We start from the raw sequence: 16,554 nt of genomic DNA on the forward strand, positions 1-16,554 counted from the left end.
ATTACTACTAAATAATAACGCGTCTACATTTGAACTACATGCTGAATCGGAACTGCGAGGTGAAACTCGACGTACTCAATGATGGGGACGCACTCCTCGATGAGACGTTCGAGCAGTTCCGAGAGGCAGCACAATACGTGGCTGACTACGGTTGGAGCGACAATCCAGCGAACATTATCGACAGTAAATCGGAACTCCACGACGCCACGTACGAGGAGGTCCGCGAGCAAACCGATCTCGTCGCCAATCACGTCCAAGCCGCCCGATCACTTGCGGCAGAGGCTCTCGATTCCTGCACGGAACTCTACTTCGAGGAAGACCAAGCGATTAGTAATCCCACATTCCGTGGCACCGTGGTCGTCTACGATAGCCGAACCATCACGTTCAACGACGACCACTGCACTCTCTCCACCACTGACGGTCGCATCACTGCGGAATACGTCTTCCCTGAAGACACGAGTGACACGCCCTTCGAGACGTACTGGGAAGACCCTGAGTGGGATAAATCGAGCGCGACACTGCACAAGCGCGAGGGAACGTACTACCTGCACGTGAACCTCCAGAAAGAGCCAGAGACGGACACGTCGACAGTCGAGAACGGAACGGTTCTCGGCGTCGACTTCAACGTCGACGGCTATCTGGCAGTCACCAGCACGGGCGCGTTCCTCGGGAATGCGGACTTCCTCAATCACAAGCGGGACGTGTACGAGCGCAAGCGCGGCAATCTACAGGAAACAGGGACGCGGTCCGCACACCTCACGATCCAGTCGATGGGTGATCGATTCGGGAATTGGAGTGAGGACTACTTGCATCGGGTCGCACTCGCGATCGTTTGTGAGGCCCGACGGCACGACTGTGATGCGATTGCGGTCGAGAACTTGAAGCAGATCCGTGAGCGTATCTCGAACGCCTCGAAGTTTCAGCAGTGGGCGTTCAAGAAACTGCAGGAATTCGTCGCATACAAGGCCGAGGACCACGGGATTCTCGTCGATGATGTGAAACCCCAATATACGAGTCAGCGGTGCAGTCACTCGGAATGCGGGTTCACACATGAGGACAACCGTGATGGTGACGAGTTCGAGTGTTTGAAGTGTGGGAAAGAACTGCACAGCGACTATAATGCCGCCCGGAACGTTGGGTGGCGTCTTGTCCAGCACTGGCTCAAGTCTGGTGCTGGACGCGCAAACTGTCAGGTTGCGCTGAAGTCAGGGACCGTGAACGGGAACGGTGAGTTTTCACCGACCACGAAGAGTGGGTCGACCGGGAGTCCACTGACAAGCCCACGACTTTAGTCATGGGTTCCTGACACGTCTATTACGTTCCGTTTGGAACATACGGAGTTGGGCTGACCGTCCCGCCGAGTCGGACCGACACGGACCGGGTGACTTTTCGAGTGCCCGCCCGTCGCGCCGGACGTGACCGACGAAGACGCCGACACGCACGAGGACCTCGCCTGGGAGACGCTCGACGAGGAGGTCGCCTACGCCTGTCCTGGCTTCGAAATCGTCCACCAGGACGTCCGCCTCCCCGACGGGACCGAGACGGACTTCGACTACCTCCACGACGAACCCGCCGTCGTCGTCCTGCCGTTCACGCCCGACGGCGACGTCGTCGTCGTCGAAGAGTGGCGCCAGGCCGTCGAACGAGTGAACCGCGGACTCCCGGCGGGCGGCGTCGAGCAGGCAGACGCGGACGTGGCCGCGACGGCCCACCGCGAACTCGAAGAGGAGACCGGGTACGTCGCCGACGAGGTCGAAGAACTCGGGGCGTTCGAGGCCGCGAACGGCGTCACCGACGCCGTCCACCACTACTTCGTCGCACGCGGTTGCGAACCGACGGGCGAGCAGGAACTCGACTTCAACGAGAGCATCCAGGTCGACACCACGACGCTCGCCGAGTTGAAGGCCGGTATCCGCGACGGCGACGTCCCCGACGCCCGGACGGCCCTCGCCGTCACCTACTACGAACTGTTCGGGTAGCGCGCGAACGCCGCCCACCGGAGGTCGACGCGGAGGTCCGCGAGCGAGTCGTAGCGCTCGGCCGGGTCGTCCGCCGTCGCGGTGGCGAGCACCTCGTGTACCTCGTCGGGGACGGCGACCGCGTCGAGGACTGCCTCGCCGACCGCACCGACGCGGTAGACCTGCGCAGCGGCCGTCACGTCCCTCCCCGTGTCTTCGCCACTCCCACCCGCTCCTTCCTCCGGTGGGGCGAACGCCGAGTCCGCGGGAGTCTCGCCCCACGCGACACGCCGGAACGCCCCGAGTCCCCACCCGCCGACTGCCGCCTCGGTCCCGTCGCCGAGATCGGAGAGGAACACGTCTGCGGGCCGGAGGCTGCCGTGTGGCGCGTCGGCCTCGTGGAGCGCAGTACAGACACGGACGAGCGCGTGCGCGGCCGACTCCCAATCCTCCGCCTCGTCGAGCGTCCCGTCGACGGCCGGTGTCTCGAACCACGGGCCGGAGCCGTCGTCGGTGTGGACGTCAGCGTCGGATCCGGTTGCGGTTTCGGTTCCGATTCCCCAGTCGCGCACCGGGAGAATCGCCCGGCCGTCGAGTGACTCCCACGTCTCTATCGCGTCGACGAACGCCGCTCGCGCGGCCGCTGAGACGGGTGTGGTGTACGCCGTCCGCCGGACCGCTGATCCGGCGCGGTCGACGCGCGTCACAGTTCGTCGGTCGGTCTCTTCGAGGACGGTGGCCGACGGCGTCGCGTCGTCGGTCTCGCTCCGCTCGCGGCACCGGTAGGCCGCGACGCCACCCGCGCCTGCGACGAGTGCGCCGACGCCGATTCCGACGGCGGACAGCGGGTGCTCGCGGACGGCGTCGAGGGCGAACTCGACCGTCCCGGTCGGCGTGTCGAAGACGTAGAAGTGGCCGCCCTCCGCCCCGACGAAGAGCGTCTCGTCGCGGACGCGTGCGTAGAGCGCGCGATCCGGCGTCTGGTAGTGCCAGCGTCGCGTCCCGTCGGCGGCGTCGAACGCGCTCACACCGCTCCGCGTCGGTACGTAGACGACGCCCTCGTGGTACGTGTGGAGACTGGTCGACGGTTCGAACGCGGCGGTCCACCGTCCCTCCCCCGTGTCGAGCGCCGCCGCCACGAGGGGGCCTCGGTCACTCGCGAGGAAGTAGACGGCTCCCGACCCGACGACGAGGTCACCGACGTACCCGTACCCGCCGTCGCCCGCGGTGGGTTCCGGGTCGGCGGTCCACTGTCGCGTCCCGTCGGCGGCGTCCAGCGAGACGACCGTAGTTCCGGTCTCCCCACGGACCGCGACGAGCACTCGGCCATCGACGAACGCCGCGTCGGTGAGTCTTCTCTCGCCGGCGTAGCGCCAGCGCTCCGTGCCTCCAGTCCGGTCGTAGGCGACGAGACTGCCGTCGCCTGTCGCGAGAAAGAGCGTCGAACCAGTCTCGGCGAGGACGCGCGCCGAGTCGGTCGGCGGCAGAATCGACCACGCCCGCTCGCCGGTCCGCAGGTCCCGTGCGACGACTTCGCTCGCCGCCGAGACGTAGACGAGGTCGCTGTCCGGTGCGACGTCGCCGCCGAGGTACCCGTACGCGGACCACACCTCCTCGCCAGTCGCCAAGTCGAAGACGAACGTGTGGTTGCCGAGGACGACGACCGCGCGGCCGTCGTGGACGCGAGACGACCGGAGGTAGTCCCGCTCGACCCGCGGGTCGGCCTGCCAGCGGGTGGCCCCGTCCGCGAGGTCGACGGCGCGGACCTGCCCCGAGGGGCGGACGACGACCGTCGCGCCGTCGCCGAACGCCGGGGCGACCCCAGTCCACCCGTCGGTGCGCCAGCGGCGCTTCCCGGTGGCCGCGTCGAAGCCGTACAGGGTCTCTCGCGTCCCGGCCGCGACGACGCCGTCCGCGACGACCGGGAGGTAGACGTACTGCGAGTCGGCGACGAACGACCAGCGCGGGTCGGGTGCGGACGCCGGCGTCGACGAGGTGGTGGGAGACGGAGTCGACGCCGTCGATGCCGACGAGACCGTCGCCGGCGCACCGACGAACGGGAGGGCGACGCCGGCCCGCCGGAGGAACGCGCGTCGGTCGAGCGGGGAGGGCATACGCGAGAGATGTACACGCGGGGTCAAATGCGTATCGTGGCTCGCGTCCCCGGCGAAACACAACCCCTTACCGCCGGCCGTTCGAACCACCGGGTAATGAGAGAGCACTTCGAGATTCAGGCCCAGGACGCCGCCGGTCGTATCGGCGAACTCCGCGTCCCGCGGGCCGACGTGACGGTGGAGACACCGGCGCTCATGCCCGTCGTCAACCCGAACCTCATCACGGTCGACCCGGCGCGATTCCCCGAGTTCGGCGCCGAAGTCCTCATCACCAACTCCTACATCATCCGCAACGACGACGACCTCCGCGAGCAGGCACTCGACGAGGGTCTCCACGAGATGCTCGGCTTCGACGGCGCCATCGTCACCGACTCGGGGTCGTTCCAGCTCGCCGAGTACGGCGAGATCAACGTCACGACCGAGGAGATCCTCGACTTCCAGTACCGCATCGGCTCCGACGTCGGCACTCCCGTGGACATCCCCACGCCGCCGGACGTCGAGCGCGAGCGCGCCGAGTCGGAACTCGAGGAGACGCAGAAACGCCTCGCCGCCGCCGAGGGCGTCGAGACGGGCGAGATGCTCGTCAACGCGCCCGTCCAGGGGTCGACCTACCCCGACCTCCGCGAGTCGGCCGCCGAGCACGCCTACGCGACGAACCTCGACGTGTTCCCGGTGGGTGCCGTCGTCCCGCTGATGAACGAGTACCGCTACGGCGACATGGTGGACGTCGTCGCGGGCGCGAAGCGGGGACTGGGCGCCGACGCGCCGGTCCACCTCTTCGGCGCGGGCCACCCGATGATGTTCGCGCTCGCCGCCGCGATGGGGTGTGACCTCTTCGACTCCGCCGCCTACGCGCTCTACGCCCGCGACGACCGCTACATGACCGTCCGCGGCACCGAGCACCTCGACGAGATGGCGTACTTCCCGTGTTCGTGTCCCATCTGCACCGAACACGACCCCGAGGAGGTGCGCCAACTCGGCGACGCCGCCCGCGAGGAACTCCTCGCCGAGCACAACCTCCACGTCTCCTTCGCGGAGATCCGCCGCATCAAGCAGGCCATCGAGCGCGGCGACCTGCTCGAACTCGTCGAGGAACGCGCCCGCTCGCACCCCGCGATGCTCGACGGCTACCGCGCCCTCCTCGACCACGCCGACCAACTCGAGGAGACGGACCCCGCGAGCAAGGACGCGTTCTTCTACACGTCGACGGAGAGCGCCCAGCGCCCCGAAGTCCAGCGCCACCGCGAGCGCCTCGCTCGCCTGAACCCCGAGGGGAACGTCCTCCTCTCCGAGGGGAGTCGCCGCGAGGAGTACGACGCGAGCTGGCGGGTGAAGCCGCCGTTCGGTCCCTACCCGCGCGAACTCTCGCAGACGTACCCGCTCACCGCGGAGACGCCCGACCGGATGGACCGCGACGGCTACGAGGCCGCCGCGAAGGGCGTCGCCCGCCTCGCCGCGCTCAACCCCGACACCGAGTTCACACTCGCGCACAAGGGGTGGCCCGCGAGCGCCCTGGACTACGTCCCGCCGCGCGTCGACGTCGTGGACCTGACACTGCAGAGCGAGAGCGTCGAGGACGTGGAGAGCGAGTCCGCCGACGAAAGCGATGGCGGAAGTAGCGAGGAGTAGGGCGCGTCAGGCGAGGCAGACGAGTGCGGTCCGGAGCGGGAGGAGGATTCGCTCCTCGGCGACGACCGGATCGCCCGCCAGGGACCCCGAGAGAGGCGTCGTCGAGACCCGTGTTCCGTCGCGGAGGTCGTAGCGCCGGAGTTCGCTCGCCGCCCCCTCTTCTCGGTCGACGCCGACGTAGAGCACCTGTCCGGCGACGACCGGTTTCGTGAGGGACATTCCCGCGTCGGCGAGGGTGTCGCGCCACTGGACGGACCCGTCACGGGCGTCGAGTGTGAGGAGAGAGTCGGGTTCGTCGTCGTAGCGGCGGACGGCCGCGACGAGCGTTCCGCCGGCGACGGCGTCGACCGTGAACCAGCGGGCGCACTGTCGTTTCTCGCCGCTGGTACGGCAGTCGACGGTGGCCGGTTCGAAGCGTCGGTCCCACTGGAGCGACCCGTCCGCGACGTCCACCGCGACGAGGCGGTTGCGGTAGGACGTCGCGTACGCGGTTCCGTCGGCGAGGCGGACGGCGCCGTGGACGCCGTTTCCCTGCTCGTCTGTGGCGACCCGCGTCGTCCACTGGCTCTCGCCGGTCGCAGCGTCGACGCCGAGGAGGTCCCCCTCCGAGACGAGGAGGACGCGGTCGTTCGCCGCGTCGTAGGTTCGCTGGCCACGGAGTCGGGGCGCCACACCCTTCGACCACAGTGTCCCGCCGGTCCGGGGGTCGAGCGCCGTGACGCGTCCGCCGTACTCGGTTACGTACGCGCGGCCGCCGCCGAGGAGCGGCGTCTCGGCCGACTCGACGTCGGCGCTCCACTGCACGGCCCCGTTCGCGGCGGCGAGCGCGAACTACGTCCGTTCGCCGGTGGTCCCGAGGAAGACGGAGTCGCCGAGGGCCGCGAGTCCGCCGCGGTTGTGCGCGTCGTCGGTCGGTGTGGTCCGCCACACTTCCCGTCCGTCGGCGAGTCGGACCGCTCGAACTACGCCGGTGTCCGGTTCGTCCGAGACGAGCGTGTAGACGGCCCCGTTCCCGACGACGGAGTCGTAGTCGGCCTCGGCGGTGTACTCGACTCGCCAGTCTTCGCGGAGATTGCCGTCTGGCCGGCTCGTAGCGGGAACGTGGCGCGTGTGGGCGGCGTCGTAGTCGGTCATCGGCCACTCGGTCGGACCGTAGACGAGTGGTTCGGGGGACGTCTCCGTGCGGTCGGGTCGCGCGCCGACGACGTATCCGCCGGCGGCACCGACGGCGAGGCCGCCGACGGCGGCGAGCGCCTCGCGCCGACTCACGGACGCATCGGGGGTGGAGGGCATCGCTCGAACGTGTCACTCGGAGAACGAAAGGTCTTGTCCGTCACTCGGGTACTCGGCGTCGGTGTACGAAGAGCGGCGCCGCTACGGGGAGTGAATCGCGCCCGACCGACGACGCCGTCGCTCTGGGGTGTGTGAAAAACGGAGAGAAGTTGGGTAGTTACTCGGGGTGGAGTCGACGGTCCGACTTAGAGGCGCGTGACGTTCGTCGCGCGCGGGCCCTTGTCGGCCTGCTCGATGTCGAATTCGACTTCCTGCCCTTCTTCGAGGTCCGGGCCGCCGACGTCTTCCATGTGGAAGAAAACGTCCTCGTCCGCATCCTCAGTCTCGATGAAACCGTAGCCGCCAGTGTCGTTGAAGAAATCAACGGTACCTTTCGCCATATCAATACTGAGGGACCGTTCACTTAAACCACTTGTGCGAGAGAGGCTACCACGACTACCCCGAAACAAGAAGATAGTTCCATACTGGCACCCTTCTCCCCCCTATGACCGACTACTTCGAGGTCCACGAGCGCGACGGGGCCGCCCGCCTGGGCGAGCTCCGCCTCGCGGACTCTCACGTCACGCCCTCGCTCGCGGACGACGTCGTCGAGGAGGCCGGCGACGGCGTCAGCGCCAGCGAGTGGTTCGAACCCCAGGAGCCACCGGAGGGCGACGACTCCGCCGTCACCGTCCTCCCGTACCGCGGCTTCCCGACCGGGACCGCCGAAGAGGTCGAGGAGTCGTTCGCCGTCGACTACCCCGACGTCGACTTCCCGAGCGCCGCCGTCGTCTCCCCCGACACCGCCGCCGACTACGGCAGCGACGTCTACATCCTCTCGGGTGCACCGGGCTACGTCGGCCACGCGAGCGCGTTCGTCGACGCCGTGATTCAGGCCCGCGAGTCGATTCCGGGCGACAGCGCGCTCTACCTCTCCGGCGTCGCCACCCCCGAGAACGTCGCCACGCTCGTCTACGCGGGCGTCGACCTCGTGGACGCCGACCGGGCCGTCGTCCGCGGCACCCAGGGCAAGTACCTCACGACCGACGGCGAACAGTTCCTCGAAGACCTCGAGGAACTCCCCTGCGCGTGTGAGGCTTGCCGGAAGCCGATCTCGGAGTTCACCCGTGAAGACTGCGTCGACCACAACGTGAACGTCCTCGAAGCCGAACTCGCCCGCGTCCGCGGCCGCATCCGCGAGGGCCGCCTCCGCGACTATATCGAGGGGCAGGCCCGCCACGAGGCGTGGTGTACCGCTTCCTTCCGCGAACTCGACCAGCAGTGGGGCTACATCGAGGAGCGCACGCCCGTCCAGCGCGACTCGATGCTCCTCTCGGCCACCGAGGACTCGCTCAAGCGCGTCGAGATCCAGCGCTTCGCCGACCGCGTCACCTCCCGCTTCCAGAAGCGCCTCGACGACGTTCCGCTCCTCCTCGTGCCGTGTTCGGCGCGTAAACCCTACAGCGAGTCCCAGAGCCACGGCCAGTTCCAGGACGCCGCGCAGTACCGCGCACACCTCGTCTCGATGACCTCGCCCATCGGCGTCGTCCCGCAGGAACTCGAACTCACCTACCCCGCCCAGCACTACGACTCCGTGGTGACCGGCGAGTGGTCCGAGACGGAACTCGACTTCGTCTCGCGCGTGCTCGCGCGCTACCTCGACAACACGAACTACTCCCGTATCGTCGCCCACGTCCCCGACGAGGGCTACCAGGAGATCGTCCGCCGCGCCACCGAGGGTCGCGACGTCCCGGTCGAGTTCACCGTCGAAGACCACCCGACGACCGACGCCTCGCTCGCGAACCTCTCGGACGCCCTCCAGGGCGAGACGCAGATTCGCGTCAGCGAGAAAGAGCGGGCCACCCTCAAGGCCGTCGCGGACTACCAGTTCGGCGCCGGCGCGGGCGACGACCTCTTCGACGACCTCCAGATTCAGGGTCGCTACCCCAAGATTCAGGCACTCGACGCCGAGGGCGAGCAACTCGCCGCGCTCGTCCCGAACTACGGTCTCCTCTCGTTCACCCTCGCCGGCGGGAGGCGCTGGGTCGAGAGCGACGTCCCGACCAAGACCGTCGAGATCGACGACTTCGTCCCGCGTGGGTCGGTCCTCGCGCCGGGCGTCGTCGACGCCGACGACTCCATCCGCCCCGGCGACGAGGTCGTCGTCGAAGGCCCGAGCGCCTTCGCCGTCGGCCGGGCGCTCACCCACGGCGCCGAGATGACCGAGAGCACCCGGGGGGAAGTCGTGCAAGTCCGCCACTCCGAAGAACGGTAGGTCGATGAACCACCCCCGACGCCCTCGTACGGTTTTCCGGCCAACGAGGGACGTTGGAACGGGAACATGTCGGCCGAAAGCTTCATTTCCGATTACGAGAGTGACCCATGAAGAGCATGGTGGGACGTGGGGCACGGCCGGGGACCGCCGCCGAACAGCCGCCACAGATTTATTCGAGTCTATGAGTGGGAGAATTTATTCGTGTTGGAGCCAGAATACACATACAATGAGCGCCCGAACTGTCCGTAAGATGGTGAGTGGAGTATGAGGAGGGGCGTACACGCCGTCGCGATGGCGCTCCTGGTGGTGAGCGCCAGTTTCGTGGGAGTGGTGGCGTTTAGTGGGACGGCGAGCGCCCATGTTGATAGAGTAAATCTCACTAAGTATACGGTAAACACGACAGAAAATACAACTGCTGAGGCGTGGGGTCACGGGAACAGGAATATTACCTTTTCAGTTGACGTTGACCAAGACGGAGTTATCCAGAAAGACGAGATAATTGGGACGAAACTGTCGGACAGTTCTGGATATGCGTCCCTGGAATTTGCACCGAAAGATATCGGCATCAACGAGAGTGGCATGTACGGAGTGTACGCAGAGGACGAACATCAGAACTTCACATACCCAGTCGACACCTCGAAATTCAATGGAAGCACCACTCTCGAAGTCGATACGACACCCCCGAATATCACGGACTACGCTGCGACCAACCCATCTGCGCAAGACCTCAATATTTCCTTTACCTCAAACGAGTCTCTCTCCAAAATCTTTGTGAGTATCACTGGACCAGAGAACGCTTCGTTGACAGAGGGAGACTTCTCCGAGGTGAGTAGTGACCCTTACGTCAGTCCCTATATGTATGTCGGGACCTACACAGCCAATACCGACGGCAACTACTCAGTGACGCTCGTGACTGCCGAAGATTTGCAGGGTAACGACGCATCGAATGAGAGCGACTGGGTCATCGTCGACACCGAGAAACCCGAAGTCTGGAACGGCTCCTCCTACGACGCGACCAACGGGAACGGCATCGTCAATAACTCCGACAAGGTCACCGTCACGGCCAACGTCACCGACGAGTTCCTCCGGAACGTCTGGGTGAACGCGTCGGCGTTCGGCGCCGGGAACGTCTCGCTCGACTACAACGAGTCGACGCCGGAACCCGACCCGGTCCCCGGTACGGAGACTCTCTACCGCGGGACCTTCGTCGTCGACGAGCAGAACGCCTCGGCCGACGGCGAGTACCCCCTCTACGTCTGGGCCGACGACGCCGGGCCGAACTACAACCGGACGTTCGCGGGGAACCTGACGCTCGACACGACGAAGCCCACGTTCTCGAACCAGACGCCCGCCGCCGGTGCGTTCGTCAACGACAGCACCCGGAACGTCACGGTCGACATCGACGAGGCCAACGACCTCACCGGTCGCGTCGTCGTCGCGAACGCGACCAGCGAGATCGTCAACGGGACCTTCGCGAACGCGGACGGCGTCACTCTCACGGACGACGAGACGCTCGTCGTGAACACGTCGGCCGTGGCCGCTGGCGGGAACTTCTCCGACGGTCCTATCTCCGTCGACGTCACCGCGAGCGACCCCGAGAACCACACGAACTCCACCGAGTGGACGTTCGTCGTCGACACGACGAAGCCGACCATCTCCAACACGAGCGTCGAGGCGGTGGACGGTGACGGCGTCGTCGCCGACGGGCAGAACGTCACGGTCTTCGCGACCGTCACCGACGCCCACCTGCTGAACGGGTCGGTGACGGCCAACGTGACCCCGCTCGGTCCCGAGTCGCTCCAACTGGAGCGCGTCGACGGGACGGACAACTTCTCCGCGACGTTCACGGTGAACGCGACGGGCGAGAACGAGCAGGTCGACGCCAAGCAGTTCACCTTCGACGTCTCCGCCGAGGACAAGGCGAACAACACGAACACGACGGAGGTGGGGAGCATCACGCTCGACACACTCGCCCCGCGCGTGACGGACACCGGACCCGACGTCCTGTTCACTAACGACGACCAGACGAACCTCTCGGCGACGCTGAACGAGACGCACCTCGGGTCGGTCCACGTCCTCGTCGAGAACCAGACGACGACGCTGGTGAACCAGACCGTCTCGCCGACTAATCGGACGAGCCAGAACGTCACGCTCTCCGGGAACGCCTCCACCGGGTGGCACGTCGAGGTCGAACCCGAGACGCTCGCGGACGGCAACGTCACCGGGACGTTCACCGCGACCGACGTCGACGGCAACGTCAGGACGGCGAACGTCTCCTTCGTCGTCGACACGCAACTCCCGGCGTTCGAGAACGTGACTATCACCGACGTGAACAACCAGAACGGGTACGTCGCCGACGGAAATCTGGTGAACGTCACGTTCACGCTCGACGAGCAGTACCCCGACAGCGTGTGGGCGAACGCGACGCCCTTCGGTGCCGGGCCGAAGAACCTCTCCGGTCAGACCGAACCGTACGCCTGGACGTTCCGGACGACGCTCCAGTCCGGTGACGACGGGTCGGCCTACGACGTCCTCCTGAACGCGACGGATCGCGCCGGCAACTTCGAGGAGACGTCGACGTCGAACCTCACGGTCGACCTCACCGCGCCGCAGTTCAGTGACGCCGCGCCCGCGGGCGGGACGGTCGTGGGCACGGCGACGCCGACGTTCACCGTGAACGTGACCAACCAGCGCAACGACCTCGACTACACGAACGTCTCCGCGACGTTCACCGACGCGAACTCGACGCACACTGTCAGGGTCGAGGGCACGAACGACGGCGTCACCTTCGACACCTGGTCGAACACGACGACCAACGGAACGCTCACCGTGAACGTCTCCGCGACGAACTTCATGCTCGACGACGGGGACGTCACGGTCAGTGTCGACGCCTCGGACGTGGACGGGAACGCGAACACCGGGACCTTCCGGTTCGCGGTCGACACCACGCCGCCGACCGTCTCGAACGTCACCGTCGTCGACGCCGACGGCGACCGCGTCGTGAACGCGGGCGACACCGTGACGGTCACCGCGAACGCCTCGGACGCGAGTTCGTTCCAGGTGTACGCGAACGCCTCCGCGTTCGGTGTCGGGACGGTGAACCTCACCGACGCCAACGGTGACGGTCAGTACGAAGGGACGTTCACCGTGGAGTCGTCCGGTCTCGCCGCGGACGGCGAGCACAACGTCACGGTCGTCGCCGTCGACACGGTGAGCAACTCCGTCCGGACGAACCGCACGCTCACCGTCGACACGACGGACCCGACCGTTCGGAACGCGACCCTGACCGACGTGACCAACGACAACGGCATCGTCGGGAACGGTAGCGAGGTCCGCGTCGCCGCGGACGTCGCGGACGCGAACAACGTCACCGTGACGGCCGACCCGACCGTGTTCGGTGCGGGGACCGTGACCCTCACCGACTCGGACGGTGACGGCCGGTACACCGCGGTGTTCGCGGTGGACGCCGCTCACGCCGGCCCGGACGGGAACCACTCACTCACGGTCGAAGCGGTCGACACGACGGGCAACCTGAACACCTCGGCGACCGGCAACCTGACGCTCGACACCGACGAACCGACGTTCGCCGACCCCGTGCCGACGACTCTCGTTGGGACGAACCAACCGACGCTCAGCGTGAACGTGTCGAACCTCGACAACGCCCTCGACGTGGCGAACGTCTCGATTCGTGTCGACGACGCACAGACCGGCGTCGCGCTCGACGACACGGTCGCCGGAACGGGCGACGGCGTCACCTTCTCGAACGGGACGCTGACGGCGAACCTCTCGGCTGCGGGTGTCACGCTCGTCGACGGAAACGTGACGTCGACCGTCGAGGCGGCGGACGTCGACGGTAACACGAACACGACGACGTGGTCGTTCGACGTCGACGCGACGGCACCAACTATCAGTGACCCGACGCTCATCGACGCGACCGACGGCGACGGCGTCGTGAACGCCGGCGACAACGTCACGATTACCGCGACCGTCACCGACGCACACGGCGTCACCGTGACGGCGAACGCCTCGGAACTCGACGCGGGGCAGAACGTGACCCTCACGCGTGTCTCCGGCACGGACGTCTACAACACGACCGTGACTGTCGGCCCCAACGTCACGAACGGCACCGCCACGGTGACCGTCGAGGCCGAGGACGTCGTCGGCAACGTCGCGAACGCGACGACCGGCGCGCTCGCCGTCGACACAGTCGCACCGACCGTCTCCGACGTCCGACTCGTCGACGCCACGGACGGCAACGGCTACGTGACGGACGGCGATCAGGTAACCGTCAACGCGACCGTCACGGACGCACACGACGTGACCGTCACCGCCGACGCGACCCCGTTCGGCGCGAGCGAGAACGTGACACTTACGCGCACGACCGGTGACTACTACGAGGCCACCTTCGCGGTGAACGTCTCGACGAACATCACCGAAGTCCAGCGCATCACGGTGAGCGCGACCGACGTGGCGGGGAACTCGGTCGACAACACCTCGACGTCGCTCGTCCTCGACACCGTCGCACCCGCAGCGGCCACCCAGGTCACTGCGAGCACCATCAACCTCTCGAACGTTGGGGGGTATCCCGTCACGGTCGATCTCCCCGACTATGGACAACCGGTGAACGTCTCGGTTCGCCTCTCGAACGAGGGATCGAACGTGACCGCGACGAAGCGCATGAACGAATCTGCGAACAACGTGACGCTCACGCTCGACGCGAGCACCGTCCCCGACGGCGAGGTCGAAATTGCGACGAAAGTCGTCGACCCCGCGGACAACATCAATCCGGGCGGGTGGACACAGGTGAAGAAAGTCACAAAAGACACGAACCGACCGAACGCCACCTCGGCACACACGGCCGTCGGGTCGCGTGAAGTGTACCTCGCGGTGTCTGAGCCGGTCGTAACCGGTGTGAACTACACCGCCGCGCACATCGAGGAGTCGCTGTCCCAGTCCGTCCAGTCGGTCACGCTCCGCGGAAACGATCTCCTGATCGTTACCTTCGACCAGGAGATCGAGCAGTCACAGATCAGGAACTCCACGGTCACTATCGGCCTCGACGAGGACGTCACCGACCCCGCCGGCAACAGCGCACCGCGGGACGGGTCGGCGGTCGTGCTCCGGGAGGGAGCGACCGGTATCCACTCCATCGATGCCGAGGTTCGATCAACCACGATGACGGTCTCCTTCAACGGCCCTGTCTTCTCGGGCGACGGTGGCGGTCTGACAGCGGCGAACTTCACGTACACCGACGCGAACGGCGTCGGCGCAGACCGCATCGTGAACGTCTCGCACGAACCCGGATCTACCAACGCAACGCTGACGCTGAATCAGTCGATCGCCGTGAGCGACCTCGGGAACGACACGATCCATATCGGCGAGAACGACGTGTTCAACAGCGCCAATCAGTCGGTCGGCGCACAGACAGTCACCGTCGAGGACACCCGCGCACCGACCGTCACCGACTACAGTGTCTCCACGAAAAATCGGACTATCTCGGTGACGTTCGCCTCCGACGAACCGCTCGACGACGTCCGTGTCGGGATCGAGTCGGTGTTCGGCGGCGAGGGTGATACGGTGCTCGACGAGTCGGCGCTTACGGTGACGGCGACGCCCGACGGGCAGTACCGCTACCGGGCGACGTACACGGCGCCAGCTGACGGCCGGTACGTCGTCGAACTGACGACAGCCCGCGACTACGGCGAGAACGGAGCGACACTTCCGCCGGCCCAGACGACGGCCGTCGACATGGACGCGCCCTCGCTCGTTCTGGCCAACATCAGCGACGCTGGCGTCCGCGACGGTTCGACGTACACGAACGTCACGGTCACGCTGAGCGAACCGACCTCCTTCAACAACTTCACGGCCGACGACGTCACCTTCGACGGCGTGAACGTGACGGTGACGAACGTGACGCACAACACGCTCGGCGGGAACGCATCCGTCGGGGACACCGTCACCATCACCGTCGCCGGCGAACTCGACACTGAGAACGCACCGACGGTCGTCCTCCGCGACCTCGTCGAGGCCACCGGTGACGGCTCCTCGCTCAAAAGGAACGAGACAACTGTCTACGCCCTCGTTCGCGACCTCCAGGTGGGGAACAACTTCGTCTCGTTCCCCGTCGAGTCCGGGAGTATCCCGCTCTCGTCGCTCGACCTCACCGGCGTCGACGTCGTCTGGACGTACGACGACGGGACGTGGAAGAGCTACGACCCCGACGCACCGACGAACACCCTCACCACGATCCGTGGTGGGCAGGGATACATCTTCCAGATGGACACGAAACGAACGATGCGGTTCACTCTCGACAACGCGGCACCGGCGAGCGAACAGGATTCGGTCACCCTCGAACCCGGCTGGAACCTCGTCGGTCACTGGCAGGAGGGAGGCCAACCGACCGCACAGTCGCTCTCTTCCGTCGAGAACATCACGTCGATCCGGACGCACACTGGCGGCCTCTCCTACACGGACGTCGACCGGTTCAGTCCGGGTGACGCCTACTGGGTGTACGTGAACGGCACGACCTCGCAGACGTACACCGTCGCGCCGTACACGAACACGACGGCGACGGGGGGTGCCTGAGATGCGTCGACCGACCGCCCTCGCCGTCGCGTTCGCCCTGCTCGTCGTCGGTGCGACCTTCGCGGGCGTCGCTGCACCCGCCGTGGCCACGACACCGGAACCCGCCGAGCCGACGCCGCCACACCGGTTCTTCGGCAACGTCACTTACCAGGACGGGAGTGCCGCGAGTGGCGTCGTCGTCGAGGTGTACTACGACGGGAAACGGCTCGCGTCTGCGACGACCGACAGCACGGGGTACTACGACCTGAAGATTCAGGACCCGGACAACACGACGAACGAGGAGACACTCCGATTCGTCGTGAAGAACGTCGAGAAGACCCACGAGTGGACGGCCGCCGAGTCCACCCAACTGGACTTCACCATCACGCGTGAGACGGAGGAGCCGTCCGATGACGGTGGTTTCGTCGTCTCCGAGCAGACGACGACCACGACGACAACGACCGCGACCACCACGACTACGACGACCACCGCGACTACGACCACCACTTCGGAGCCGACGACTACGACCACCGCGACTACGACCACCACCGCGACTACGACGGAGGGGACGACGACAGCGACGACGACCACGACTACGACGACGGAGGCCGGCGTACAACGCGTCGGTGCGATCCGGTTCGCGCCGTGGCTCGGCGGCCTCCTCGTCCTCGGGTTGCTGGCACTGCTCCTCTGGTTCTACCGGCGCCGCGAGCAGGAAGGGGAAGAACCGCCCCAACTCTGA

10 protein-coding genes and 1 pseudogene are annotated in these 16,554 nt (G+C 66.4%); 6 read left to right on the forward strand and 5 right to left on the reverse strand.

Going from position 1 to position 16,554, the window contains the following annotated elements:
* Positions 1-38: 38 nt before the first annotated feature.
* Together P0Y33_RS14705 and P0Y33_RS14710 are read left to right on the forward strand one after the other, a co-directional pair.
* A complete protein-coding gene (locus tag P0Y33_RS14705; protein ID WP_279528137.1) occupies positions 39-1,292 on the forward strand; it encodes an RNA-guided endonuclease InsQ/TnpB family protein in 1,254 nt (417 codons plus the stop codon).
* Positions 1,293-1,415: 123 nt separating this feature from the next.
* Complete coding sequence (locus tag P0Y33_RS14710; protein WP_279528138.1) at positions 1,416-1,979, forward strand: NUDIX hydrolase; 564 nt, start codon at positions 1,416-1,418, stop codon at positions 1,977-1,979.
* Here P0Y33_RS14710 and P0Y33_RS14715 read toward each other — a convergent pair.
* Positions 1,961-4,072 (reverse strand): outer membrane protein assembly factor BamB family protein, encoded by a 2,112-nt coding sequence (locus P0Y33_RS14715; protein ID WP_279528139.1) that lies wholly within the window; start codon positions 4,070-4,072, stop codon positions 1,961-1,963. The two genes, P0Y33_RS14710 and P0Y33_RS14715, sit on opposite strands and share 19 nt — an antisense overlap.
* A 96-nt stretch (positions 4,073-4,168) precedes the next feature.
* On the opposite strand from P0Y33_RS14715, the gene tgtA reads away from it, so the two are divergent.
* The gene (gene tgtA, locus P0Y33_RS14720) at positions 4,169-5,701 is read left to right on the forward strand and encodes a tRNA guanosine(15) transglycosylase TgtA (protein ID WP_279528140.1); all 1,533 of its coding nucleotides are present in this window, start codon (positions 4,169-4,171) and stop codon (positions 5,699-5,701) included.
* Between the two features lie 6 nt (positions 5,702-5,707).
* On the opposite strand, the gene P0Y33_RS14725 is transcribed toward tgtA, so the two are convergent.
* The 4 genes and pseudogenes from P0Y33_RS14725 to P0Y33_RS14740 form a co-directional block, all read right to left on the reverse strand.
* Positions 5,708-6,154: an outer membrane protein assembly factor BamB family protein gene (locus tag P0Y33_RS14725; RefSeq protein WP_279530127.1), complete on the reverse strand. Its 447-nt coding sequence runs from the start codon at positions 6,152-6,154 to the stop codon at positions 5,708-5,710.
* Positions 6,128-6,517, reverse strand: a pseudogene (locus P0Y33_RS14730) (outer membrane protein assembly factor BamB family protein); the annotation flags it as partial. The gene P0Y33_RS14725 and the pseudogene P0Y33_RS14730, both read right to left, overlap by 27 nt.
* A gap of 15 nt (positions 6,518-6,532) precedes the next feature.
* Positions 6,533-6,994 (reverse strand): hypothetical protein, encoded by a 462-nt coding sequence (locus P0Y33_RS14735; RefSeq protein WP_279528141.1) that lies wholly within the window; start codon positions 6,992-6,994, stop codon positions 6,533-6,535.
* A gap of 185 nt (positions 6,995-7,179) precedes the next feature.
* A complete protein-coding gene (locus P0Y33_RS14740) occupies positions 7,180-7,374 on the reverse strand; it encodes a cold-shock protein (protein WP_250872940.1) in 195 nt (64 codons plus the stop codon).
* A gap of 104 nt (positions 7,375-7,478) precedes the next feature.
* On the opposite strand from P0Y33_RS14740, the gene arcS reads away from it, so the two are divergent.
* The 3 genes from arcS to P0Y33_RS14755 all read left to right on the forward strand — a co-directional run bounded on the left by arcS (position 7,479) and on the right by P0Y33_RS14755 (position 16,554).
* Entirely contained in the window at positions 7,479-9,248 is a 1,770-nt protein-coding gene (gene arcS, locus P0Y33_RS14745) for an archaeosine synthase subunit alpha (RefSeq protein ID WP_279528142.1), read from the forward strand.
* Positions 9,249-10,157: 909 nt separating this feature from the next.
* Positions 10,158-15,833 (forward strand): beta strand repeat-containing protein, encoded by a 5,676-nt coding sequence (locus P0Y33_RS14750; protein WP_279528143.1) that lies wholly within the window; start codon positions 10,158-10,160, stop codon positions 15,831-15,833.
* 1 nt (position 15,834) lies between these two features.
* Entirely contained in the window at positions 15,835-16,554 is a 720-nt protein-coding gene (locus P0Y33_RS14755) for a hypothetical protein (protein ID WP_279528144.1), read from the forward strand.

It is taken from the genome of Halospeciosus flavus (assembly GCF_029814175.1).
Taxonomy (GTDB): Archaea; Halobacteriota; Halobacteria; order Halobacteriales; family Halobacteriaceae; genus Halospeciosus; species Halospeciosus flavus.

Bases quoted from the DNA above. Each gene is read 5' to 3' on its own strand.
- tgtA (WP_279528140.1), top strand. From the start codon at position 4,169: ATGAGAGAGCACTTCGAGATTCAGGCCCAGGACGCCGCCGGTCGTATC.
- P0Y33_RS14735 (WP_279528141.1), bottom strand. From the start codon at position 6,994: ATGCCCTCCACCCCCGATGCGTCCGTGAGTCGGCGCGAGGCGCTCGCC.
- arcS (WP_279528142.1), top strand. From the start codon at position 7,479: ATGACCGACTACTTCGAGGTCCACGAGCGCGACGGGGCCGCCCGCCTG.
- P0Y33_RS14755 (WP_279528144.1), top strand. From the start codon at position 15,835: ATGCGTCGACCGACCGCCCTCGCCGTCGCGTTCGCCCTGCTCGTCGTC.
- P0Y33_RS14740 (WP_250872940.1), bottom strand. From the start codon at position 7,374: ATGGCGAAAGGTACCGTTGATTTCTTCAACGACACTGGCGGCTACGGT.
- P0Y33_RS14715 (WP_279528139.1), bottom strand. From the start codon at position 4,072: ATGCCCTCCCCGCTCGACCGACGCGCGTTCCTCCGGCGGGCCGGCGTC.
- P0Y33_RS14705 (WP_279528137.1), top strand. From the start codon at position 39: ATGCTGAATCGGAACTGCGAGGTGAAACTCGACGTACTCAATGATGGG.